The 22267-nt window shown below is 67.0% G+C and carries 26 protein-coding genes and 1 pseudogene; 9 read left to right on the top strand and 18 right to left on the bottom strand.

The window, feature by feature from the left end; genetic code table 11:
- The first annotated feature begins 33 nt into the window (after positions 1 to 33).
- From FE633_RS10910 to FE633_RS10870, 9 genes are all read left to right on the top strand, one after another.
- Entirely contained in the window at positions 34 to 1707 is a 1674-nt protein-coding gene (locus FE633_RS10910; RefSeq protein ID WP_138044923.1) for a hypothetical protein, read from the top strand.
- 41 nt (positions 1708 to 1748) lie between these two features.
- Positions 1749 to 2114, top strand: a complete 366-nt coding sequence (locus FE633_RS10905; RefSeq protein ID WP_138044922.1) for a hypothetical protein — start codon at positions 1749 to 1751, stop codon at positions 2112 to 2114.
- A 133-nt stretch (positions 2115 to 2247) separates the two neighbouring features.
- Complete coding sequence (locus FE633_RS10900; RefSeq protein ID WP_138044921.1) at positions 2248 to 2631, top strand: HU family DNA-binding protein; 384 nt, start codon at positions 2248 to 2250, stop codon at positions 2629 to 2631.
- Positions 2632 to 2695: 64 nt separating this feature from the next.
- Entirely contained in the window at positions 2696 to 3148 is a 453-nt protein-coding gene (locus tag FE633_RS47735; protein WP_212747199.1) for a hypothetical protein, read from the top strand.
- A gap of 104 nt (positions 3149 to 3252) precedes the next feature.
- On the top strand, positions 3253 to 4215 hold the full coding sequence (locus tag FE633_RS10890; protein WP_138044920.1) for a hypothetical protein: 963 nt from the start codon (positions 3253 to 3255) through the stop codon (positions 4213 to 4215).
- Between the two features lie 128 nt (positions 4216 to 4343).
- On the top strand, positions 4344 to 4754 hold the full coding sequence (locus tag FE633_RS10885; protein ID WP_212747198.1) for a hypothetical protein: 411 nt from the start codon (positions 4344 to 4346) through the stop codon (positions 4752 to 4754).
- 102 nt (positions 4755 to 4856) lie between these two features.
- Positions 4857 to 5972, top strand: a complete 1116-nt coding sequence (locus FE633_RS10880) for a tellurite resistance TerB family protein (protein ID WP_138044919.1) — start codon at positions 4857 to 4859, stop codon at positions 5970 to 5972.
- Between the two features lie 191 nt (positions 5973 to 6163).
- Positions 6164 to 8887 carry a dsDNA nuclease domain-containing protein gene (locus tag FE633_RS10875; protein ID WP_138044918.1) on the top strand — a complete coding sequence of 908 codons (2724 nt, stop codon included), beginning with the start codon at positions 6164 to 6166 and terminating at the stop codon, positions 8885 to 8887.
- Positions 8888 to 9043: 156 nt separating this feature from the next.
- Positions 9044 to 11116, top strand: a complete 2073-nt coding sequence (locus FE633_RS10870; protein WP_138044917.1) for a Shedu anti-phage system protein SduA domain-containing protein — start codon at positions 9044 to 9046, stop codon at positions 11114 to 11116.
- An 84-nt stretch (positions 11117 to 11200) separates the two neighbouring features.
- On the opposite strand, the gene FE633_RS10865 is transcribed toward FE633_RS10870, so the two are convergent.
- The 18 genes and pseudogenes from FE633_RS10865 to FE633_RS10785 form a co-directional block, all read right to left on the bottom strand.
- Positions 11201 to 11725 (bottom strand): hypothetical protein, encoded by a 525-nt coding sequence (locus FE633_RS10865; RefSeq protein ID WP_138044916.1) that lies wholly within the window; start codon positions 11723 to 11725, stop codon positions 11201 to 11203.
- Between the two features lie 372 nt (positions 11726 to 12097).
- Positions 12098 to 12439: a hypothetical protein gene (locus tag FE633_RS10860; protein WP_138044915.1), complete on the bottom strand. Its 342-nt coding sequence runs from the start codon at positions 12437 to 12439 to the stop codon at positions 12098 to 12100.
- Positions 12440 to 12513: 74 nt separating this feature from the next.
- On the bottom strand, positions 12514 to 13026 hold the full coding sequence (locus tag FE633_RS10855) for a hypothetical protein (RefSeq protein ID WP_138044914.1): 513 nt from the start codon (positions 13024 to 13026) through the stop codon (positions 12514 to 12516).
- On the bottom strand, positions 13019 to 13426 hold the full coding sequence (locus FE633_RS10850) for a hypothetical protein (protein WP_138044913.1): 408 nt from the start codon (positions 13424 to 13426) through the stop codon (positions 13019 to 13021). The genes FE633_RS10855 and FE633_RS10850 overlap by 8 nt, the downstream gene beginning before the upstream one ends.
- Positions 13427 to 13623: 197 nt before the next feature.
- On the bottom strand, positions 13624 to 14112 hold the full coding sequence (locus FE633_RS10845; protein ID WP_138044912.1) for a phosphatase domain-containing protein: 489 nt from the start codon (positions 14110 to 14112) through the stop codon (positions 13624 to 13626).
- 35 nt (positions 14113 to 14147) lie between these two features.
- Complete coding sequence (locus FE633_RS10840; protein WP_138044911.1) at positions 14148 to 14447, bottom strand: hypothetical protein; 300 nt, start codon at positions 14445 to 14447, stop codon at positions 14148 to 14150.
- Positions 14440 to 15150, bottom strand: coding sequence for a hypothetical protein (locus FE633_RS10835; protein ID WP_138044910.1), 711 nt, complete (start codon positions 15148 to 15150; stop codon positions 14440 to 14442). The genes FE633_RS10840 and FE633_RS10835 overlap by 8 nt, the downstream gene beginning before the upstream one ends.
- The gene (locus FE633_RS10830) at positions 15147 to 15455 is read right to left on the bottom strand and encodes a hypothetical protein (protein ID WP_138044909.1); all 309 of its coding nucleotides are present in this window, start codon (positions 15453 to 15455) and stop codon (positions 15147 to 15149) included. The genes FE633_RS10835 and FE633_RS10830 overlap by 4 nt, the downstream gene beginning before the upstream one ends.
- Complete coding sequence (locus tag FE633_RS10825) at positions 15452 to 15922, bottom strand: hypothetical protein (RefSeq protein ID WP_138044908.1); 471 nt, start codon at positions 15920 to 15922, stop codon at positions 15452 to 15454. Before FE633_RS10825 ends, FE633_RS10830 begins: the two co-directional genes overlap by 4 nt.
- Positions 15909 to 16169: pseudogene (locus tag FE633_RS48260) on the bottom strand (helix-turn-helix domain-containing protein); the annotation flags it as partial. The gene FE633_RS10825 and the pseudogene FE633_RS48260, both read right to left, overlap by 14 nt.
- 193 nt (positions 16170 to 16362) lie before the next feature.
- Positions 16363 to 16566: a hypothetical protein gene (locus FE633_RS10815; RefSeq protein ID WP_138044906.1), complete on the bottom strand. Its 204-nt coding sequence runs from the start codon at positions 16564 to 16566 to the stop codon at positions 16363 to 16365.
- Positions 16567 to 16691: 125 nt separating this feature from the next.
- Positions 16692 to 17240 carry a hypothetical protein gene (locus tag FE633_RS10810; RefSeq protein ID WP_138044905.1) on the bottom strand — a complete coding sequence of 183 codons (549 nt, stop codon included), beginning with the start codon at positions 17238 to 17240 and terminating at the stop codon, positions 16692 to 16694.
- 92 nt (positions 17241 to 17332) lie between these two features.
- On the bottom strand, positions 17333 to 18055 hold the full coding sequence (locus FE633_RS10805; protein ID WP_138044904.1) for a hypothetical protein: 723 nt from the start codon (positions 18053 to 18055) through the stop codon (positions 17333 to 17335).
- Positions 18056 to 18395: 340 nt separating this feature from the next.
- Entirely contained in the window at positions 18396 to 19484 is a 1089-nt protein-coding gene (locus FE633_RS10800) for a LacI family DNA-binding transcriptional regulator (protein WP_171059893.1), read from the bottom strand.
- A 91-nt stretch (positions 19485 to 19575) separates the two neighbouring features.
- A complete protein-coding gene (locus FE633_RS10795) occupies positions 19576 to 19938 on the bottom strand; it encodes an HNH endonuclease (protein WP_138044903.1) in 363 nt (120 codons plus the stop codon).
- Between the two features lie 5 nt (positions 19939 to 19943).
- On the bottom strand, positions 19944 to 20114 hold the full coding sequence (locus tag FE633_RS47110) for a hypothetical protein (protein ID WP_171059892.1): 171 nt from the start codon (positions 20112 to 20114) through the stop codon (positions 19944 to 19946).
- A 96-nt stretch (positions 20115 to 20210) separates the two neighbouring features.
- Complete coding sequence (locus FE633_RS10790) at positions 20211 to 21290, bottom strand: AAA family ATPase (protein WP_171059891.1); 1080 nt, start codon at positions 21288 to 21290, stop codon at positions 20211 to 20213.
- A gap of 279 nt (positions 21291 to 21569) precedes the next feature.
- Positions 21570 to 22082: a hypothetical protein gene (locus tag FE633_RS10785; protein ID WP_138044901.1), complete on the bottom strand. Its 513-nt coding sequence runs from the start codon at positions 22080 to 22082 to the stop codon at positions 21570 to 21572.
- Positions 22083 to 22267: the final 185 nt, after the last annotated feature.

The following is a 22267-nucleotide window of genomic DNA, read 5'->3' as shown; positions in this document are numbered from 1 at the left end:
GCGGGCCGCCGGCGCGCAACCAAGGAGCTTCCGGTGGACGACGATCGGCAGCAGGCCGACGAGCCGCAGGGCAACGCGTACGCCTCCTGGGACTCGCGCTCGGACGAGCCGATCGACGCCGAGGTGATCGACGAGCCGGGACCGGAGGACGCAGACGGTTCGCGCGCCTGGCGCGAACGGCTCCGGGACCGCGCCCGCGGGTTCTTCGGCGCGAAGACCCGGGAGCGGATGGCCGACCGCGAGCGCGTGCACTGGATCGACGTCGACCGGGCCGAGGACGAGACCGAGGGCCTGGACCAGCGCGAGCAGCTGCTCAAGCTCCGGGCGGAGACGCGGCTGGCCGGCGAGAAGTACATGGCCTCGTTGCGGGACTCGAAGCTGCTGGTGCCCGGCTTCAACGACGAGGAGCGGACGCAGGAGCTCGGCGTCATGCACCACGTCTACATGCAGATGATGATGCAGTCGTGTCTCAAGCCGCTCTCGCGCGGAGTGGATGCCAACTCGATCATCCAGGCCGCCGGCATGGTGATGACGATGCGGATGCTCGCCCCGGACTTCAAGAAGGAGATGGACAGCTACCTCCAGCCACTCAAAGACAAGATCCAGGAGCGCATCGACACCAGGACCCGCGGCATGATCGCCTCTGCCGAGAGCGGCATCACGCACCGGCAGAGGATCTTCAAGGACGTGCCGAGCGACGCCCGGCGCGAGCGCCTCATCGGCAGCACCGATCCGCGTGACCACCTGACGAAGAAGTGGCGCACGCGCTTCGACGCCATGCAGCACCGTGAGCGCGGCCACCGGGAGATGTTCACTCCGGATTCGGCAGCCATGACCGAGGTCGCGCTCATGGAGAACGCCTTCTGGAAGGTGCGTGAGCCGGGCGCGGACGCCGGCCTGATCCGCGACAGCTACCGGGCGATGCGCAAGCGGCTGCACGAGCAGATGAGCGAAGACGGCCTGGAGCGCCAGGAGGTCGTCCAGCGCGCGCGGATGATCATCGGCGAGCGAATGGAGTACGAGCCCGAGCTGCGCACGATGTTCAACGGCGTGGCCCACGGCCGGATCGTCAAGGCCCCTGCGCACGAGGAGCGGATCGCGGGCTCGGACAGAGTCCGCACGGTCTGGAGTGGGGAGTTCGACGACCAGCTGGGCCAGCGTCTGCCTGAAGACGGGATGTTCACGCTGCGCCGGCCCATGGACGCGGACGCCCACCAGGTCCAGCTCGCCGAGACGATGAAGACCTCGATGCTCGACGCGCTGGGCCGCGGCGATCAGGAGGGCTACGGGGGCAATATGCTGGGCTACCTGGTCGGCTTCGCGGCGCAGAAGCAGGGCTTGGACACCAGCGGGCTGCCTGACATGCTCCAGCACCGCCTGGACCAGTCCGAGGTGATGATCGCGAGCATGGACATCGACGGCCTGCCGCCCGAGGAGCAGCAGCGGGTCTACTCCAACGCTTACGTCGACGCGATGGAGGCGGTGAACGAGAAGTACCCGGATCTCGAGGCCGAGCTGAAGCGGAGCCTCGGGGAGAACTGGCAGCAGACGCTGCAGACGGCGGTCAACGACCCGGGTGTCTTCTTCGAGGAGCAGCGGCTCAAGCCGCGGTCGCGCCCTACAGGGCCGTCGGCCGAGCAGGAGGCCGGCCCGCAGAACGAGAGCCCGAACGCTGAGGCCGATGCCGAGGACTACCAGCCCGTCTGAGGGCGATCCGAGAACACGAACAAGGAGCAGGAAGAAGGGTCATGAGCCAGGAACAGAATGAGGGACAGCAGACCAGGTTCGGCTCGCGTTTCGCGCAGATGTTCGGCTACGTCACGCCGGAGGACAGGAGCCGATGGGAGCAGTTGCGGGCGCAGAACAAGCCGAACGTCAACGCGACCAAGCAGGGCACGAAGTCATTGCTGGGCTCGATGATGGAGTTCGGGGAGCGCAACATCGGCGCGAAGCTCGATGCGGCCCACCGTGTGGCGGCGCAGCAGCGGTTCGAGGAGTCCCACGACAAGGTCGTGAACCAGCGCCGCGATCCGAACACGCGGAACATCATCGAGTCGGTGGACTACGAGCCCAAGGACGACCGGGAGGAGATCGATCCGGATTTGGAGCTCTAGCCGAATGGGCCACGACAAGCTTAGCGAGCAGCACTCGATAAGCCAGCCCCTTCTTCTCGACTCGCGACTATCTTCGATAGACTGGTTTCTAAGCGAAACTGCGGCATGAAGGACGACAGGACAGGGTGTGGGTATGGAGACGACGACGAATCCGCGTGTCAGTAAGCGCGAGTTCATCTCTCGGGTCGCGACTCGCAGCGGGTTGCCGGTCCGAGTGGTGAAAAAGGTGTACGAGTCGTTGCTCGGTGAACTCACGGGCGCGGTCAGCTGTGGGGAGACGGTCGTGCTCACGAGCTTCGGCCGCTTCTACCGACAGGATCACAAGGGCCACAAGGTGCGCTTCGGCAAGAGCAACGTCGACGACTACGTGGTGCTGAAGTTCTCCGCGTCGAGCAGCTTCAACCGCCGGCTCGGCGGCGACGAGGACGAGATCTCACCGGAGACTTACGGGATGATCGAGGATGCCGACGAGTTCGAAAACGTCATTGAGGATCGTGAGCTACGGGCCGCATCGTAGGCAACGAGGTACCAGCAGAAAAAGAGAACCCCCGGGATGCACAGGCATCGCGGGGGTTCTCTTCATGGCGAGACGAGCCCAGTTGCGAGGCTCAGCCGTCGCCGATGGCGAAGATCAGCACGAGCACATCAGCGGCGGCCGATGGGGCCGCCAGCTCACCGGCTGGACCGTCATCCGGCTGGATGCGCCCTGGCAGGACACTCCCCCCTCGGAGCGGCCCGGCTGGAGGGAGTGGGCAGCGAACCTCGCCGGCGATGTCGCCTTCGCCGGCGACTACACCGTCTGCACCACCTGCCGACTCGGGTGGGTCGAGTGGCCCTACACCATGGAGAAGTACCAGCGGTGCGGGCTGGCCACCGCAGGCCTGGAAGCGCTGCGCCTCGAGCACCCCGGCCTGTCCTGGCACACCCTGGGCGGCCACTTCCAGGACTCCCGCCCCTTCTGGGCTGCTGTCGGCGCGGGTGTGCCAGGGAGCTATCAGCAGCGCGAGACCTGCCCACACGTGCCCGAGGGATGAGCCCGGCCAGGGCCTCGCGCCGACAAGGCAGCCAGCCTTTCCCGGAGGGTAGGGCCTGATCGGGCTGACTGCTTTGTGTCGGTGCGGACCATTAGCCTCGGGGCATGGGAGATGCGGTCAAGCCGGAAACTCTGCGTTCCGCCATAGCCAGCGCCGTAGCCGAGTTGAAGTCGTACGAGGTCCCGGACGAGTGCGTGCGTCTGGGACTGGCGCCAGGAAATGAGGGCGACGCCTTCAAGAGCAAGTTCCGCTATGTCATGCATCGGTTGCGGCCGCTGGCGATACCGGAGCTGACCGCCGTCGCGCGCAAGGTCCTCGACGAGTACGAAGCCCCAGAGCTGGAGCAGGTTCTCGCGTCCTTGGGCATGACCGGCGTCGACGGAGAGTTCAAGAACCTGATCTTCGCCGCTAACGGCCCCAAGCCTGAGATCGTTCTGCGCGACGCGGTCAACAACCGCCTCGACATCGTCCGCAACGCCCAGTACTGCCTGACCTACACCCGGCCTCTCGGCGCCGCCGGCCTGTCATGGGCAGAGCTCGTGAGCTGGTGGCAGGAGACGAACCCCGCCGTGTCAGGTGATCAGGCGGCCGCCTCCGGGCATCTGTGCGAACGGCTTGCAGAATCGCTTGCCTCCCCGCCGGAGGAGGTCCTGTTCCACACGTACGCGGCGCTGTACCTCCGAGAGGGAGGGCTCGCCCTGCCCGCGCTGATTCCCCAGGTGTATCTCCACTACGACCCCTACACCGCAAAGACCCGAACCGCGCCAGGCCCTCTGGCGAGGCAGCGTATGGACTTTCTCCTGCTGCTGCCCCACAGGGTGCGCGTGGTCCTGGAGGTCGACGGCCAACAGCACTACTCGGTGAACGGCCAGGCGAACCCAAAGCTGTATGCCCAGATGGTGTCGGAAGATCGGCAACTGAAGCTTTCCGGCTACGAGGTCTACCGCTTCGGCGGCCACGAGCTCGACCAGAACGGCGGTCCTCGGGTAGTTGCCGGCTTCTTCCGAGAGCTCTTCGGGCGTTACGACATCCCGCTGCCGCCCGCCGTGTCCGCGTCCAGCGCCTAACTGGTCGGTGACGGCGCTGGGCAAGCCACGAAGGCCCGGGCCAGGCTGAGTGGATCGTCGGCCGCAGCCACGCGGGCGAGGGCCTCGCCCGCGCCCACCCCGACGTCGACTCGGAGGGCGCCGCGGAGGTGAAGGCCATCACCGACGCCATGGTGCGCCTGCTGATCGGCGCACCGCTGCACTCCGACGGCAAACTAACGATCGTCTCCCTCGCCGCGGAAGCTGGCCTACGGCGCAACAAGCTCACCCACAAGCACACCGGGCTCAAGGACCTCTTCTACGCCTTGGTCAAGGCCCGCGATCCTCTCCCGGAGGTGGAGTCCGAGACCGCGCAGGCCCGCGCGGCCAAGCAGCAGCAAGACCTGGCCCGAGTCCACGCCGAACGCGACGACCTGCGCACTCAGCTACAACTCATGGCCCGGATCGTCCAAGTCCTGGAGATCGAGAACCACCGGCTCAAGGAGACCAACAGGAACCTGAGAGACCAGTTGGCCGGCCATACGGCAGTCCCCGACCTCACCCGACGACGTCGAACCTGACCCCGCACAACGAGGAGCGGTGGGATCGTGCGGGTACGACGGCTCCTCTGCCCATATCTGGCAACCTTGCAGGTCGCTGAACCACCTGGGAGGGGACCCGCTGTGACCGAAGTGCTGCCCGGCTCCGTCAACGCCGACGACGACGCTGCCGACCGCGAAGCTGTCGAACAAGAGCGCGCCAAACTGCGGGAGTTCGTCGAAGGGCTAAGCGCGGGCGACATCAAGTCGGGCGGCTGGTTCACGAAACTCTGCGCCCAAGCGCTGCGGTCGTACGCCGAGAAAGCCACCTGGGAGTACTTCCAGCAGAAGTACAAGGGCGTACCCGCGGACGGTATCGTCGGGCAGCAAATCAAGCTGGCGGCAAAGAACGCGATGATTGAAGGAGGGATCACCTCCAGCCTCTACAATGGGACGATCGCCGCGACCATCGGGTCGTTGGGTGGCGCCAGCCCCGCCACTGTTCCAGCCGGTGTCGTCACCTTCATGGTTGACCTGACGTACATCACCCAACTGCAAATGCGCCTGGCCTACGACATTGCGGTGATCTACCGGATTCCCCTGGACGTGGACGATCCCGAAGACATGATGAAACTCGTCCGGGTGGCAATCGGCGTAAAGTCCGGCGAAGTCGCGCGCAGCAGCATGAAGTTTGTCCCCGGCCTGGTCCGGCAAGTCCTCAAGAAGTACTACTCCGGTCCGGCCCTTGCCGCCGCGAAGAGCCTTCCGTTTATCGGGAGACACCTGCTGCAACGCAACATCATCAAGTTCGGCATCCCCGGCGTCGGGATCCCCCTGACCGTCCTCGTGAACCGCTACACGACCGTGGCTGCGGGACGCTATGCCAAATCCGTGTTTCGTCACGAAGCAGAGGTGATCGAGCTCGCCGACACTTTGATCCGACGTACGCGGCACCCACGGCTGATGCTGTGGGTTGCGTGGCTCGTCATCAACGCGGACGGCAAGATCGCTGACGCCGAGAGCCTGCTGTTCCAGCGGCTGACGCGGCTTGCCCGGGAACAGCATCAGGTCGATGACGAGCAACTCGCCAACGTCGTCAACATCGACCCGGACGAGGTATGGCACCGCATCGACGCCGAGCCCGGGGATCTCAGTGACGTTGTCTACGCAGCCGAACGGGTCGCCGCCGTCGACGGGGATCTCAACACGCACGAGAAGGCAATCATCGCCGAGCTACGGGATCGCTGCCGGGGACGCTAGATCCGCGGTGCACAGGCCCCACGAACACAGAGCCGGTGCACACCGCGGTGCCGGACGATGCGGGCGCGCCAACCGCGGTCAGGGCCTCACGCAACTACAGGGCCGGGGTCGCAGCCGGGCCGCTTGTCCCGGCGAACGCCGTGTCTCGTTCGGCGTGTGTCGCTATCAGTGCAGGCAACTACCCTGGTGTGGTGCAGGGAGATGGAACGCGCCGGGCAGCCCCGGCTGCCGGGTCGCCGGGTGTTCGCGAGGCTGCTGACGTCCTCAACGGCGAGCAGCTTCGGCGCATCACATCGACGCACCGGGGGTTTACCTACCAGCATCTATACGCGGCCGGATGCCTGCTGCGTCTGCGGGAGGCCCAAGCGCAACTGCTGCGAGTGGAACGCGACGAAGATGTCGAGATCGTGTTCGACGACCGGCATCTGTACATACAGGTGAAGACCCGCGAGGACAACCTGACGTGGGGTGACGTGCGGGGCGCGGTCGAGCAGTTCGACGGCATCCGTGCCGAACACACCGCAGGCCGACGTGCTGGCACTCCTTGGCTGATCGTGGTCACTAACGCGGACCTGGGCCCGGACCTGCAGGCCAGGACACGGCAAGCGTCCTGGCCTGCAGACGTCGCGCTCGTTGGACCGGAAAGGCCGCATCCGGCGGAGAGGTGGCTGCCCGTGCCGGGCCGCGACCTGGCGGACCTCCTCGACTGGTGCACCGCGCAGGCCGAGCGGGTCCCATTCGGGTCGCTGAGCGCCGTGACCTTGGTATGGAAGTTGGCCGCCCGCGTGCAGTACGCGTGCACCGGAGCCCACGGCCAGGAGTTCGCTGCGACCGAACTGCCGCCGTTGTACGAGCAGTTCGTCGAGGAGCTGCAGGCCTTTCCGCAGCTGCCTGGCGTCTACCGGCCGCACGACGGGGAGCCGGATCTCACGAGTGAGGAGCCGGTGCGGCTGGTGGTCGGGTTCTCCGGGGCTGGCAAGACGACATGGGCGGCGCACGCCGCCGCGCACTGCCCGCATCCGGTCACCTACTTCGACGTCGCGAGCATCCCGTCGGCCTCCGTGCCGGGCGCCTTGGCCCGGGAGTTGGCTGCCCGGCACCTGTCCCGGCCGGAGGCCGAAACCCTGCCGGCCGCGGACGGCATCGACGTGCTGCGTGCCGTGCATGCCAGGCTGGCCCAGGCGGGAACCACGATCGCGGTGGTCGTCGACAACGTCCACCAGCTCGCCCCCGACGAGGTGCGGATGCTGGCCGGGGCCCTGCCGACGGCCCGGCTGATTCTGCTCGGCCACCCCCGGCCGGAGCAGATCCCACTCGCCGCCCATCTTGGCATCACCGCCGAGGCGCTGGCGGGCTGGAGCATCGACACCGTCGCCGCGGTCTTCGCCGCCGAAGACTGCGTTGTGGACTATGGCACTGTGCAGCGCGTCCTCGCCCTCACTGCGGGCCTGCCGCTGTATGTGCTCAACTCCGCGTATCTGACGTCCACCGCGTACGCCGGGGACGGGACCGCCTTCTGCGACGCCGTGCAGGCCCAGACCCACACCACCGCCACCGCCCAGGAACGGATTCTGGAAGAGGCCTTCGACCTCCTGGAACCGCGTGCACGCACCGTCGCCGCGCTCCTGGCGATCGCGGAAGTCCCCCTGGCCGTCGCAGAGCTCCAGCAGCTCGCGGAGGTGGCCGGCCTGCGTCCCGCTCACGCAGCTAGGGCTGTACGTGACCTGGCCGCCCGCAGGTTCACACAGGACTTCATTGGCGGCCAGGTCACCCTGCACGACGCGGTCCGCCCCGTGGCCTCTTCCGCCGCGGACGATCTGCTCGATGGCGTCACCCATGGGATCCGCGACGCCCTCCTGCAGATGCTGGAAGGGCAGCGTGGGCTCCCTCAGCTCGGCCGCTGGATGCGCCTGCTGACCGAGACAGGCAGGGTTGAAGAACTACTCGACCTCGCCTCGGAGGAGGGTTTCTACCAGAGCGGCTATCCCCGCGAGATCCGCGCCGCAGTCGCGCATGCCGCCGAGGACTCGGCCCGGGACACTGTTATCCGCTTCGAAGCCCACAACACGCTGGCCACCTGGGCCTACTATGACGGCGACTGGCAGGCATGCGCCCGGCACGTGAGCGCCATGGAACGGCTTGCCGTGAACGGCGACAGCGGCATCGGCCCGCGAGAGCGAGCTCTGCTAGCAGCCCGCCAGTTCATCGTCTACGGCCACGACAAGGACGTACGTCGCCTGACGGAGGCTTTCACCGCCGGCCTCCGGCAAGTGGAGACCGGATCTGCAGAGGAACCGGCCCTGCGCTCCAGCTTTGCCCAAGCTCTTTACCATGCGGGCGAGTTTGACCGTGCTGACGTGGTGGCACAACAGGTGGCCGAGGCGTACCGCGCGTATCTGGGACTCAGCCTCGACGACCTCGGCGGGCCGATTGCTGCCCTGCAGGAACGGCTCCACGCCAGCGACTCACCCGATGACTACAAGCGGCTCGCCGACTGTTTCTCCTTGTCGGTCAAGTCCCGCCGCCGCCAAGGCATAGCCAGCGGCGCCGAGACCGTCGCGGCCATTCCCGCATGGAAGCTCTACTCGATCACCGGTGCTTGGCGCGAGGCAGTCGACTCCGGCCAGGAAGTCGTTGACATCCTGGTCAACGCTGGCAGGATGCAGCAGGCCCTGCACATCCTCGAGCGTCAACTCCTCTCTATGGCAGAGACGTACAATTTGCCGGAAATGATCTTCGGCCTGCGTTCCCACCGGGCCGTCACTCTTGCCTACATGGGGGACATCTCAGCAGCTCTCGCAGAGATGGACAGCCTTTCCGGCTACGAGCCCACCCCGGAGCAAGCCGCCGACTTCTGCCGTCAGAAGGCGATCATCGAAGCACTCGCTGCCCGGCAACGGCCGCCCGCGCGTTGACGCCCCGGTCCCGGCCATGCCGGGCGCCAGCCGGAGTTCATGCCCCCCTAGCCCGATTCAAACGATCATGCTCAGAAGGCGGATGGTGCCTGAAGTCAGAAAGCCAGGATGTTCAATGGCCTGCCGGGTGAGTCGGCGGACGTCCATCCTGTGGGTATGACGCAGTTCGCCGCCTCCCCGGCACCACAGAGCACACAGAGCACACAGAGGATCACGACACTTACGCGACGCGACATCTTCGACTACCTGAGCGGTGAGGGCGCCCCGTGGTGGGGGCGACTCGACGAGATCGACTTCCTCGGATCCCTGTACGACCTCGACAGGCTGGCGTCGACGGACTCCCGGTACACGACGGCACGAGAAGACATCATTAAGCACCGGGTGGACAACCCACTCGACTGGGACGACGACTGGGTCTTCGAATACCCCCCGTTCCAGCTCCACGAGGGCCCTGACGAGGTACTTCTCGCCTTCCTGGCGCGGTTGGTGCATCCCGAGGTGCAGCCCGACGTTGACCGCGCATCCCAACAGGTTGCGAAGCTGAACCGCCTCCTCGGGCCGGACGGCTGGACTCTCCGCGCCTTCAAGTTCATATCGGGGCGGCCGGTCTACGCTCCAGCGCCCGCACCGACTACGGGCCCGCTGGTCTCACTGCCGCTCGATGACGACGACACCGGCAAACTCGACCTCGTCCTCGGACAGACCTGCAGCCTCCTCGATCGCGACGGCGAGGAAGTCGCCCGCGACCTGCTCCGCCCGACTGTTCTGACGCTGCGCCGTGACGGCGGCTTCTACCACCCCATTCCCGGTGACGGATGGACGGACGCCACGTACGAGGCAGTCCTCACCGTGCCTTCTGTCCTTCTGCCAGCGTTCACGGAGGCCGTCATCAACGCGGTCTGGCAACGACTGGAAGGCGTACTCACTCGTCTCCAGCGCGCGGACGTCCAGTCCCTCGTGGTCGAAGGCGACATGGGACCGCTACCGGCCGTCTCGCCGGACTGGAGGGACCAGACGGCCGAGCCCGATCTCCCCGTCCTGCGGGGCTTCCGCATCGGCCTCCAGACCACAGAGTTCGATGTTACGGCGCAGGACTTCTCAGATCTTGAGATTCGCGACCAAGACCAAGGGCTCCCCTACTTCTACGACACTCGCGGAAGCCGCTTGATCACCGATTTCCTTCTGGACGACCGGCAGCGGGTGGCCACGTTGTGCAACGTGACCCTCATCAACAAGGACGGTGTCCTTTCACCCAGGATCAAGCTGTGGAAGAAGGACAAGAGCAAGGCTGCAAAGACGGCAGCCACGGAAGCGATACCCGGCACCGAGGCCCCTCAGATCGTCAAGGCACTCGTCGACACCAGCGATGCCCACGAGAGCTTCTGGAAGGTCATCCGCTTCCTCGAAAGCTGCGTCGGGCTGGACATCCCTGACAGCAGCCTGCGGCTGGTCGTCGGCGACGAAGCAGAGTTGGCTCGCCTCCTGGCCGACCAGGACCGCACAACACTCCTCGAAGCCGTCAGAGCCGCCGTCGGCGGCGCCCTCACGGAAGAGGACATCCGACTGATCAGCAACCGCAAAGCCCAACTCCAAAGGTTCGACCGGTTGTTGAACGACCCGGAGTTCTTCCAGCAGGAGCGCGCTCAGGTGGCCGGGCCGGAAGCGGTCTGGCAGGGCTTCTTCGAAAAGAATTCCTGGATCTTTGGATACGGTCTCACCTTCGTTGCCTGTGGCCCCTACGACGACGGCAAGCTGGAGCGCATCACGACCGGCGCGAACATCTTCGCGGGGGCGGGAAAGCGCAGTGATGCCGTCATGCGTTCCAGGGGCTTCATCAGCAGCCTGCTGTTCTGCGAGATCAAGACCCATCTGACATCCCTGCTGGCCAGCGCACCGTACCGGGCGCCGGACGTCTATCAGGTCTCCAAGGAAGTCGTCGGCGCCGTGGCGCAGGTACAGAAGACCGCCTACAAGGCCCAACAACTGGTCAGCGGTCAACTGCATAGGCAGTTCCGGGACGACGGTGCCCCGACCGGCATCGAGGTCTCCACCGTCCGCCCGCGACAGGTGCTGGTGATCGGAAGCCTCAGCGAGTTCACCGACGGCGGCGCGGCGAACCCCGAGAAGATCACTTCCTTCGAGCAGTACAGGCGATCCATCCAGGACGTCGAAGTCATCACGTTCGACGAGCTCTACGAACGGGCCTGCTTCATCGTGCAGGACAGATGAAGCACGACCGAACCGAGCGGGAAACTCCCGAGCTGAGAGCAGCTAGTCCGAACATCCCGGCTGGCTGCTCCCCCTCGCCAGCCGTCAGCGAGCGTCTCGGGCGATCCGCCGGCCGACCGCGGCCCAAGTCGGCTCAGTGCTTCTCTCGGGCACGGCTCCCGTCAGGCCATCGAGGTGATCAACGGCCTCCCGGGTGACGTAGCGGTCAGGGTGGGGTGACTGCAGGTAGCGGCGCAGAAGGTCGGCATCGAGATCTTGGCGCTGGAGGTAGGCGGCGATCGTGCCGACCAGGAGATGGTTGTGGGCGAGAGCGTCGGTCAGGGCGTACAGGACCAGGCGCTGCCACTCGCCCATACAGTCTCCATGCACGGTGCCCAGGCTTTGGGCGCGGGCGAGGTAGGCGTTGATGTGTCGGCAGTGGTAGGCGACCAGTGCCAGCAGTTCCCGCGGCACTCCGTCCTCTGCAGGGCGAGGAGCAGGCGGCACGGTGCATGCCGCGGACGCGGGCAGCAGGACATCGCGGATCTGCTGCAGACCTTCCGTCTGTTCAGGTCCACGGGGGATCTCGCTACGCCGCTGGGAACGCCTGCGCGGATAGGAATTGGTCATGATAGTTCCGTCTCCGGCCAGTCCCACGATCCGGCACTCCTGTGTGGCCGAGGCGCTGCGAACGACGCCGCGCGTCTGGGGCCTACCCGTTCGCACCAGACGTGGGCTGACGCGACACTCGACCGGGCACCGTCACAGCGCAACGAAGGCGGCACCACTCGCAAAACGAGCCATGCCGCAGCAAAGTTACGAACCCCAGTTGGCGGCCCGGGCCCGCCACGAGAGCGCGCAGCGCCCGGAACCAGGGCACGGATCAGTACGGCCCAGCAACTGACCGGGCCTATGCCCGCGCCGAGCCGGTCACGAAGATCAGAACGAGGGCGATGATGGCACGAGCGCTCTTGAACATGGTCCTGACCATGACGCCCCGCCCTACTTCCGGTCCTCGAAGAGCAGGTAGTACAGCCCGATGTGCGGGATGACGAGGGCCGCCAGCGCGATCCAGGCCCGCCCCGGGTCCTCGACCACCCAGCCGATGAAGTCCTTGACGGGTCCGACGTAGGCCAGTACGGGGGCGAACACCTCAGTGCGGAAGATGACGTGGAAGATCCCGTAGGCCATGCCGAGGGCGATCGTCAGTCCGGTGCCGCGCCGTACGAAGAGGGCGGAACGAGGACCGATCCGCCGGCGGCGTCCCATGGCTGCGCTGGACTGGGGTTCGACATCAGGAGCAATCGCCTGAGCCACTGGCTCGTAGTCGTACATCGTCACCATCTCGCTCGTATCGAATCACTATCACTTCCATCCTATGAGAAGCTCTCAATGGTCAGAGAATCGCGGATTAAAGGTCACTCGAACTGGAGGTCAGGCTCGCTCATGGATGGCGTGTCGAAGCTGCCGATCGAGCGCTGCCGGGGTCGTGAGGGACTCGCGATCGGCTCGCGCTGAGCGGCCAGCTCGGCGAGAGTGAAGCCCACGGGGCGACCGAGGCGCTGGCCGGCCATGTAGTAGGCCTGCCCGTTCGCGCGTTCACCCAGGGCGATGATCTCGCGGGTGACGGGCTCGCCCGGGCGCTGGGGCGCGCGCTCCCGCCAGACGATCCGGTGCGAGGGCTTCGTATTCGGATCCGCGCCGACGTACGTGGTCTCGCAATCAGCGAGGTCGGGATAACTGGGCATGTACTCCAGCGGGTGCGTGCTCGGCGCGCCCTGCTTGATCCGGCCCATCTGGTTGAGAGCCACGCGCAGGAGCCGATCCTCCGATCCATGAGGGTGCATCACCGCGGCGTCGTGGAGCGCCTGGAGGTCTTGCTTGAGACCGGTCGTCGGCAGGAGGCGGATGGGAGGCTGACGCTCACTCATCACGCTTCTCCTGCTGGGCAGCACGATGCTCATCCGCCCACTGCTGACCGAGCGGGCCGAGGCTCTCGGCGAGCTCTTCGATGGTCATGCTCGCCTCGCCGGAGGCGTCGGACTCCTGGATGCGGCGGGAGAGCTCGGCCTGGAAAGCAGCCTCAGCGTGGACGTGGGCCGCGTGGTCGTACTTCATGAGGCGCACGAACGCGGCGAAGGGGATGATCGCGGCCTCGGGCTTGTTGTCGTCCCCGAAGATCAGCGGCGTGATCTCGCCGCGGCGATAGAGGTTCAGCATCGTGGCGAGGTCCTCGCGCCTGAGCTGGTCGGTCGGGACGACATTGACGGAGAACTTCGGGAGCTCGGCGTCTGGAGTGCCGTTGTCGTGAGCGTTGCTGTTGTGAGTCATAGCTTCAGCCTAATCAGTCGGGAATAGCTTGTCATCGACTCGCATACGACTTTGTTCGCCGAGTCGATAAGGGCGTCGAATGGTCCACCGCTCCGCTTCTGAGAGGCGGAGCGGTTAGGAGAAAGAAGAGACCCGTGCCCCAGTCCCGCACGGTGCGGAGCCGGGGCACGGGCCCTGATGGATGGACGGTCGCGACTTCAGAAGTTCCCCTCGTCGACCTGCAGGCAGACGATGCCGAGCGAGCGCCACAGGGCCACCACTCGGTCACGGTCGTCCAGGGCTAGGGGGACCTCGTAGGCGTCACGAATGTGGGCGTTGAACAGCTCGTGCTTGACGGCGTGGTCGGGGCGCATGTCTCCCTGGCCGCGCATCAGCAGCAGAGCATCGTCAGCCCACTCCCCCAGGTGCTGGCCCAGCCAGCCCCGGGTCGCAGCGCGGACGCTGTACCCCCGGTCGTCACGCTCGGGCCGGCCAGAGCAGAAGATGATCTGGTGGCCAGCGTCGCGCAGCGCGTTCACCGTGTCGATGACCGGCGGGTTGGGCAGATCCCAGACCACCAGGCGGTAGTCGTGGTGGCCCCGCAGCTGCGTGCCGTCGGACAGCACATGCTTGGCGACCGTCCCGTCGATGTCGACGATGACGGCCCGGGGCCGGCGCGGCGTCCCGATGGTCGTGAGTGCGTTCATGACTGGTGTGTCTCTTCCTTGTCGAGGCTGGTGCTTCAGTCGGCCTGCGGCGGAGAGCCGGGGAACGCGCGCACGACGGAGACCAGGAGTGGCACGAGGGTGTCGAACGGGCCCGCTGCGTGCTGCGTTCCGTGCGGGGAGGCGAGGGCGACAGGGTCCTTCGACAAGGTCCCGGACTCGCCGCACTCGGGGCACGCCCAGGTCCAGCCGACGACGGGAGCGTGGACGAGCTGGCCGCCTTGGATGATCCAGTCGAAGCGGTCGGCCAGGCTGTGCTCGTCGGAGGCGACGAAATCGGTGTCGAACAGCTCATCGGGCACGGTGAGTTCAGGCATCGGTGGGCTCCTCTCGGCTGGTAGCTGGTCCCGGTAGCGCTGGGGCATCGAATGACGAGGCTTCGATGGAGGACTTGGCACCCGTCAGCCGGACAACCTCCAGGACGTGGGCCTCGATGTCGGCGCGGGCCTGGGCGACGACCTGCTCGCCGGCCTCCACGAGTGAGTCGACGGTGAACTGGGCGTTGCTGCCCGCACCGGCGACGGCGTTCTCCAGTGCGCTGAGTGCTTCCTTGGTGGCCCTCACGCCTTTCTTCTCGTGGATCGCCTCGTGCAGTGCCGCCGTGGCGGCCTTGACACGGGCGTACATCCGGTCGGTGACCTCGCGGACCTCCCGCAGGCTCTCGGCGGTGCGAGGCTGATGAGGGATCTCGGGCACGAAGGCGTCGTGCTCGGTACGCCGGATGGTCACCGGCACTCCGCTGCCGAGACCCATGGAGGACACGAGCGAGCCCCACTGCGCGAGGCTTATCTCGATCTCCACGAGCTCCCGGCCTGGATGGACCCAGTCGTGGTTGAGGTCGCGTTTGCGTGTGGCCTGGTGGACGGAGAGCGAGATGGTTTCGTTGTGGAGCAGGTCGGACTGGAACAGCGAACGACCTGAGCCACTTCTTCGCGTCACGACCGCGACGCCGAAGGCGGGGTGGATCTCGCTGTCACCTTCTGCGTCGAACGCTGGGTCCTGGATCGGACGGCGGCTCATGACTGCACCGCCTCGGTCGCCGGGTGGCTGGCCCGCCGTCGGTAGTCGCGGCACCTCCTGGAGACGCTAAGAAAGTCGATCATGTCCAGTTCGCGGGTGAACATGTAGCCGTCAGCGATGTCGCCGGAGGTGGCCAGGTGCCCCGGCCAGGTGGTGATGTCCCAGGACCACATGCGGGTGCAGGGCTTCTGGATCCGCAGATGACGGTAGAGGCCGTCATCGTGGAGCACCACGAGCTGGTGCTCGGCGGTTTCGCGCAGGAAGTCCGCGTAGGCGTGGGCGTAGGGGTTGGTCGGCTTGGTCATGATGAGTGTGCTGCGCTTTCTCTGACGTGCGGTGGGATGTTGTGGGGAGGCGGCGAGCACGACGGCATGACGAAGCCGGGGCCTCCGTGGAACGGAGACCCCGGCTTGTCGTACGGGGCTCTGCTGACCAGCACGCTCTGCTTCTCCTGGGCCTGGAGCGTGGCGAGGACGGCGTCGGTCACTTCCTTCGCGGGGGTGTCGAGCGGCATCTCGCGCTCGTACCCGTGGCCCCAGGAGAAGTCCTGGAACTCCGCGGTGTCGGTGAGCGTGGTCGCCTCGATGGGATACGAGCCGTCCGGGAGCCAGACGTTCACAGTGGCGCTGTGAAACTGGCCGCCCGCGCACCATGCCCGCCAGCGCAGCGGCTGGGTACTCGTCGCCGCGCCGCCGGAATTCGACGAGGTGGACCGGGCGCCCGGTGCTGTCTGCGGGCACCAGGTGCGAGAGAAGGCGTCAACGGTCGTCATCCAGGGGCTCGAGGACGTCGGCCGCCGTGATGTCGCCCCGGATCAGCAGGAGGGAGACAGCGTGGGCCCGGTCGTGCGTGCCGGTCTTCTTGTATATGCGCCGCAGGTGGGTCTTGATCGTGTCCTCGGAGAGGAACAGGTTCGCGCCGGTCTCCGCGTTGGACATGCCGCGCGCCACGCGGACGATGACCTGCTTCTCGCGGCCGGTGAGCGGGTGTGTCAGCGAGGGCGGGAGCATCCCGAGGTCGCGCAGGTGGCCGAGCCTGCCTCGGTGGAACGCCGCCTCCAGGTGGGGCATGACGGCCCGCAGGTAGGTGGCGACGACGATGCGCTGCGACAGCCAGGCCGCCCGCGTCTTCTCTGTGGCGTCGGCCAGGTCGTGGGTCAGTTCCTCGCACCGGGTCGGGGGGTGCGTCTCGGTGGGTTGGGCTAAGGACATGTCAGCGCTCCTTGCGCTTACGGATCTTCGAGAATTGCTGGCCGCGCGTGAGCATCGGGTCGGCCAGGGCTTGGGCCGCCTCGGGGCGGCAGTTGGGACACGGGCGCGTCGTCTGGTGGGTGACGGGCTGGCCGTCCCGGGTGCGGGGTCGGCCGTCGGCGCCCCGCTCGGGCTCCTGCTCGTCGGTGTCGATCCAGCCCGCCACACACGGAGGCTCGTGCGCGCACCTGCACTCGGCCCACGGGCACGAGGCCCGGCCAGCCGAAGTGGTGCTCTGCGGGCGGCGGGGCCGCTGGAGGCCGGGGCCGCGGACGTAGTCGGGGACGTCGCTCACCACAGCACCTCGTCCACTCCGCGGTCGTTGACCGAGGTGCCGGGGTCGTCGACCGTGCGCGGCTGCCGCTCGAACGTCGGCGGCCCTTCCAGCTCCCATCGCAAGGTACCGAGCGTCACGGGCTTGCCCGCCTCGGCGAGGGCCTTGAGGGCGCGGGTGATGCGCGGTTCGTCGTAGCCCGCCTGAATGGCGCGCGTGTCCATCGAGCAAACGCCGTGGAAGCTGTGCAGCGGGTACTTGTCGCAGAAGCCTTTGGCGACCTTCATGGCGCGCTGGCTCACGGTCGGCACGCTGCCGCCTGGGGCGGCAGAACCCGAAGGGTTCTCTTTGTGGTTACCGTCTTTATCTTTGAGTGCCTGGTTTACCGGCGCCTGATTTCCCGTCCCTGGTGGCCCCGATTCCGGCGGATTCTCCGGCGCCGGATTTTCAGGCGCTGGTGGCTCGCCCTGAAGCAGCTCCGGGTCATCGCACACCACCTGCTCGCGCCGGAAGGTGCCCTTGTCGGTGGGCTCCCTGGTCCGCTTCAGGTAGCCGAACTCCTCCAACGGCGGCCTGGGTGGTCTCGTATCCGGCCTCTTCGAGGTGGTGCTTGAGCTGGTTGACCAAGTGCTGCAGGTTATGGGTCGTGCGAGCACTGTCAGTCCTCGCTCTCCTCTTCGCCGACCTTGCCGATCTCTTCGTCGATGTACGCCGAGAGGAACTTGCTCGACAGCGGGTCGAAGCCGTACCGCTCTGACCAGCGCTTGAGGTGCTCGATGGGCTCAGCGTTACCGGGTTCGTCACGCACCTTGCCGATGGCCTCGGCGATCCACTTGAGGGTGTCCGTGCCGGGCCACTCCGGCGAGGTGCCCAGGCCGAGCGCGATCGCGTCGACCACGTCGGTGTCAGTGGGGGGCGTGCTGGCCCCGCGGCTGTTCGCGCGGGAGAGCGGCTGCTCATAGTCCCGGATGAAGCCCATGGCGAGGAGCACGCTCTCGGGCAGCTTGTAAGCGTCCCAGATCGCCTTGGTCGCGTCCGTGGGGGTGCCGCCGCTGGAGGGCCCGCCGGAGATGTAGAGCCTGTAGTTGGCGACCGTGAGGAAGTTCGTCTCCCGGGAGTCGAGGGCCTCTTCGAGGTTGTTGATGATGACGAGACCGGCACGCCGGGCGTACTCGATGAGCACTTCGCCGTTCTCGTCGACGAGGTCGGACTCGCCGTCCAGGTCCGGCAGCAGCTCCTCCAGTTCAGCCTCAGGCTCGTCGAAGGTGAAGAGCGAGGCGTCTGTGATCTCTTCGAGCAGCTGACGGCCTCGGTCGAAGTTCGGCGGCTCGGTGCTTTCGGCAGGGAAAGCGATGGTGGCGGTGAGCATGCTCGCGCCCATGATGATCTACTCCTTCGGTGGTGGGGGAAGCTGCGGGTCGGATCAGTCCTGGATCCAGCCGAGGACTCATCGACGTCCTGGTCGCAGCTGGCCTCGATCGCCTGGCGCAGGGTCGCGCCGGGGTTCTCGAGGTAGTGCAGCGCGGCGCTGTAGATGAGGTTGGCCGCGTCACGTTCTCGGGCGCGAGATCGCTCACGTCGTTGGCGGCTCGGCTCACGGCGTCGCTGATGCCCTCCTGGAAGAAGGCCTTTCGTGCTGGCTGAGCCGTCGAGGCCGTCGCTGAGGGACCATCCGGCGACCGCCCGCGCGGGCCTTGGGCCCGTCGGTGACCGCCCGTGCCCTACCCCTCCTCCGGCGACCGCGGCGGGCTGACTGTCGTGCGCGGCGCACGTCGCTGGGACGAGGTACGCACGATCAGCTCGGTCGGTATCACCTGCTCGACCGGGTGATCAGAGTCCACCCCTTCGATGGCGTCGATGAGGAGCTGGACCACCGCCGTGCCGATCCGGCGCGGCTTGAGGGAGAGCGTGGTGACGGACGGCTCGGTGCTGGCGTACACGGTGGACTCGCTGCAGCAGACGATCAGCAGGTCGTCGGGGACGCGCAGGCCGTAGCGGCGGGCGGCGGCGAGCAGGTCGGTGCCGTTCGGGTCGAACAGCCCGTAGACCGCGTCGGGCCGGTCGGACCGGGCCAGCAGCCGGTCGGCGGCGGCGGAGCCCGCGCAGGGATCGTGCGCGGGGTAGGCCTCGTACACCGGATCCTGGTCGACGCGTTCGCACCAGTGCAGGTACGCGGTCGTCGATAGATGCGTGTACGTGTCGGTCGTGGTCCCCGTCAGGAGGCCGATGCGGCGGGCGCCGGCGTCGGCCAGGTGGTCGAGGATGCCCAGGACGGCGGCCTCGTGGTCGTTGTCGACCCACGCGGTGACCGGGAGCGAGCCGGCCGGGCGGCCGTCGGAGATGACGGGTAATCCCTGCCGGACCATCTCGCTGACCACGGGATCCTGGTCGGACGGGTCGATGACCACGGTGCCGTCGAGGGCCACGTTCGACCACACGTCGTGGCGCGAGGTCGCGGGGAGGATGACCAGCGCGTAGCCCCGGGCGAGTGCTGCCGAGGTGGCGGCCCGCGCCATTTCGGCGAAGTACGCGAACTCGGTGAAGGTGAAACGTTCATCCCCGGACGTGGTGACGGTCAGGCCGATCAGGCCGGATTTCCCGGTACGAAGGGTTCGGGCCGCGGCCGACGGGCGGTAGCCCAGCCGGTCGGCGACCTCACGGACATGGCGTCGGGTGGCGTCCGGGAGCCGGCCCTTGCCGTTGAGGGCGTCGGAGACGGTCGTGATGGAGACCCCGGCCGCCGCAGCCACGTCTCTGATGCCCGCCCGGCCCGGCCGGCTGCCTCGGCGGGGAGTCTCTGCCCCGCTCACCTGGTGCTTCCCTGCGAAGTGTCGTGCTTCGCGCCGTAGTTCGGGCAGATGATCCAGGCCATGAGTTTGCTCCTGATATGTGTCGGGGTGGTCAGTACTTCTTGCGCCGGTGCGCGAGACGCCAGCGGTAGAGGGGGCTCGGCAGGCGGTTGGACTTCCGCCGGTTGTGCCGGCGGCAGAGCAACTGGCCGTTCCACAGTTCAGTCGGCCCGCCACGGCTCCAGGGGTGTATGTGGTCGGCCTCGGTCCCCGGTGCCTGGCACCGGAACCAGAGGGGCGGTTTGTGCTCGCACCGGCCGTTGGCCTGGCGGATGAGCTGCTGCTTCTGGGACCAGCTGTAAAGCCGGGTGGGGTCCCGCCAGCGCCGCTTACGGCCAACGCCGATGGCGAGGCACAGGATGCCGAGCGCAGCGACGGCCAGGCAGGCGAGCAGCACAGTCGGATCTGGCTGCATGGCGCTCAGTGCAGGTCGTTGCCGAAGGAGATCAGCTCACGCCTGGTCGCCCAGAACAGGTCCTCGGAGTCGAGGACCGTGACGAGACGGTCCTTGCCGAGGCAAAGATTGGCCCTTCGGGGCTCACGATGCTCTGCGCCGGGGTCGGGATCGGAGACGATGCGGTACTTGAGCATGGTCGAAGGCTGCTTTCTGTACAGGAACGCGTGAGCCGGACAGCGAACCGCCGAGGAGACCGGAGTGGCTTCTCGGCGGTTCGGATGGGGGCGTCCTCAGAAGTCGATGGAGTACTTCGGGGGACGGCGCAGGATCACCGCGGCGGCACGCAGGTCCTTCTCGTCGTCGGGCGACCTGTCGTCCTCGTCACGGAGGTCGGTGAGCGTGAAGGCACCATCCGGGAGCTGGTAGCCGTCCTCGGACGGGGCGGCGTCGCGCATGCGGAACTGCAGCCCGGTGCCGGTGTCCCAGTCGTTGATGGTCTGCAGGCTGTGGCTGTTGAACAGATCGACACGGCCATCGAAGACGTCGGTGTCGCCGTTCCTCCAGGTGATGTGGGCCTCGATCCGCGAGCCGGCGTGCTCGCTGCGCTTGATGTTCAGGTCACCGATCACCTCAGCGAACGACTCGCCCAGGCGCAGCTCGAAGGCGATCGCTCGCAGGTGGTCGAAGTTGATGTCGTACTTCCGGGAGAAGTCGACGATCTCGGCCACCTGCTTCTCGGCCACTCCGGGCACCTGGTCGCGCAGGTAGGTGGCCACCGTCTCGGGCTCGGGGTAGGCGAAGCGCATGTGGTAGTGGAAGCGGCCGGGGCGGTTGAGCATGTAGTCGTTGACGCGGTGCAGCTCGTTGACCGACAGGACGTAGAGGCGCTTCGTCGTGCTCAGCCCGTCGAACAGACTCAGGAACTGGTTCTGCGACTCGTCGTCCTCGTTGGAGAAGATCTTCTCGAACTCGTCGAAGACGACGACGACTTCGCCCAGCTCGTCGAGGAAGGCGGCCAGCCCCGGCGTGTCGTGCTGCACGAGCACGGTGGGCAGGTGGTGTTCCTCGCGCATCCGCTCGGCGAGCAGGCGGAGCATGAGGCTCTTACCCATGCCCTTGTCGCCGGAGAGGATGACGCCGAGCGAACGGTCCATGGCGGAGTAGCCGGTGACGATCCGCTGTACACGGGAGGCGTGGCTGCCGTAGACGGTCTCGGCGGATGCCAGCGGCTCCGTCTGGCGCAGGCTGTAGCCGGTCGTCTGAGAGAAGGCGATCGTGTAGGTGGCCACGGGCAGATCAGCGAAGGTCTGCACGGAGTCCCCGTAGAGGCGGAACTCCCCGCCGGAGGCGACGATCGTGGATGCGGGCATGAAGACTTCTCGCTTTCGCGGGAGTATGTGGGTGGTGGTGGCAGCACAGGGGTGCTCAACGGATGGGCAGCACGCTGCTGTCCGGGCGGTAGACGCCCTCGCTCTCATCGAGCACGGACTCGGTGAGGGTGACGGTGGCCGGCATCAGGCGTGTTGGCGGCGCGGCGCCAGGTTCGCGGCAGGGTTGAACGTGACTGGTCTCCGCGGCCGCGTGGTCGTAGGGTCCTGCGTCATGCCGCGAGTCGACGCAGGCCCGGCGATACCCTTGGGTCGTTCAGTTCAGAAGCGGTCGCCGATCTCGACGCTGTCGTACTCCTCGCGCGTGACGGTTTCCCAGCCGGTCACATCGCCTTCCTTCAGCTGCAGTTCCCACTTCGCGGGCGTTCTGTAGCCCTTGAAGACGGGCACGGTGGTGATTCCGCACCGGGCCGAGGAGTCATCCTTGTCCGGTGTGCGTGGACTCGGTGTCGAGCGCGGTGGCCTCTTCTTCGAGGTATCGGTGCGCGGCGGCTGCGGTGCGTCCGGCTGGTCATCGCTCGTGTCAGCGGGTGACCGGGGCCTGGGATTCGGCTTGGCGAGCGCGCTCCGGAGCATCTGGGTGCGCGTGGACCGGCAGGGGGCTGGCCGCTCGATCTGGTCGTAGATGGGGTCTTGGGCGGCCCGGCTGCGCTTGTCGATGACCTCGCCGTGGTCGATGTCGGTGTCGGGATCCTCACAGCCGGCGAGGGTGAGAGCTGCGGTGGTGACGAGGGTCGCGGTCGCGATGACCGACCGTACGGCGGCAGAGCGCACGATGTGTCCTTAAGGAGGTGGTGGGGTGGGTGCGGGAGGGGCGAATGGGCGGCCGCACGGTGGTTGAGCGGCCCCACGTCGCCTGACAGGCCTGCGGAAGGCCCGAGGCCAGACGGTTGTAGAACTCTGCGTTCGACAGTGTCAGCGGGTTGGAGGTCACGGCACGGACGCCGGTGTTGCCCGGG

It is taken from the genome of Streptomyces montanus, from assembly GCF_005786655.1.
Taxonomy (GTDB): domain Bacteria; phylum Actinomycetota; class Actinomycetes; order Streptomycetales; family Streptomycetaceae; genus Streptomyces; species Streptomyces sporangiiformans.
Note: the sequence above shows the minus strand (reverse complement) of the source record. Positions and strands in the feature narration are given on the sequence as shown.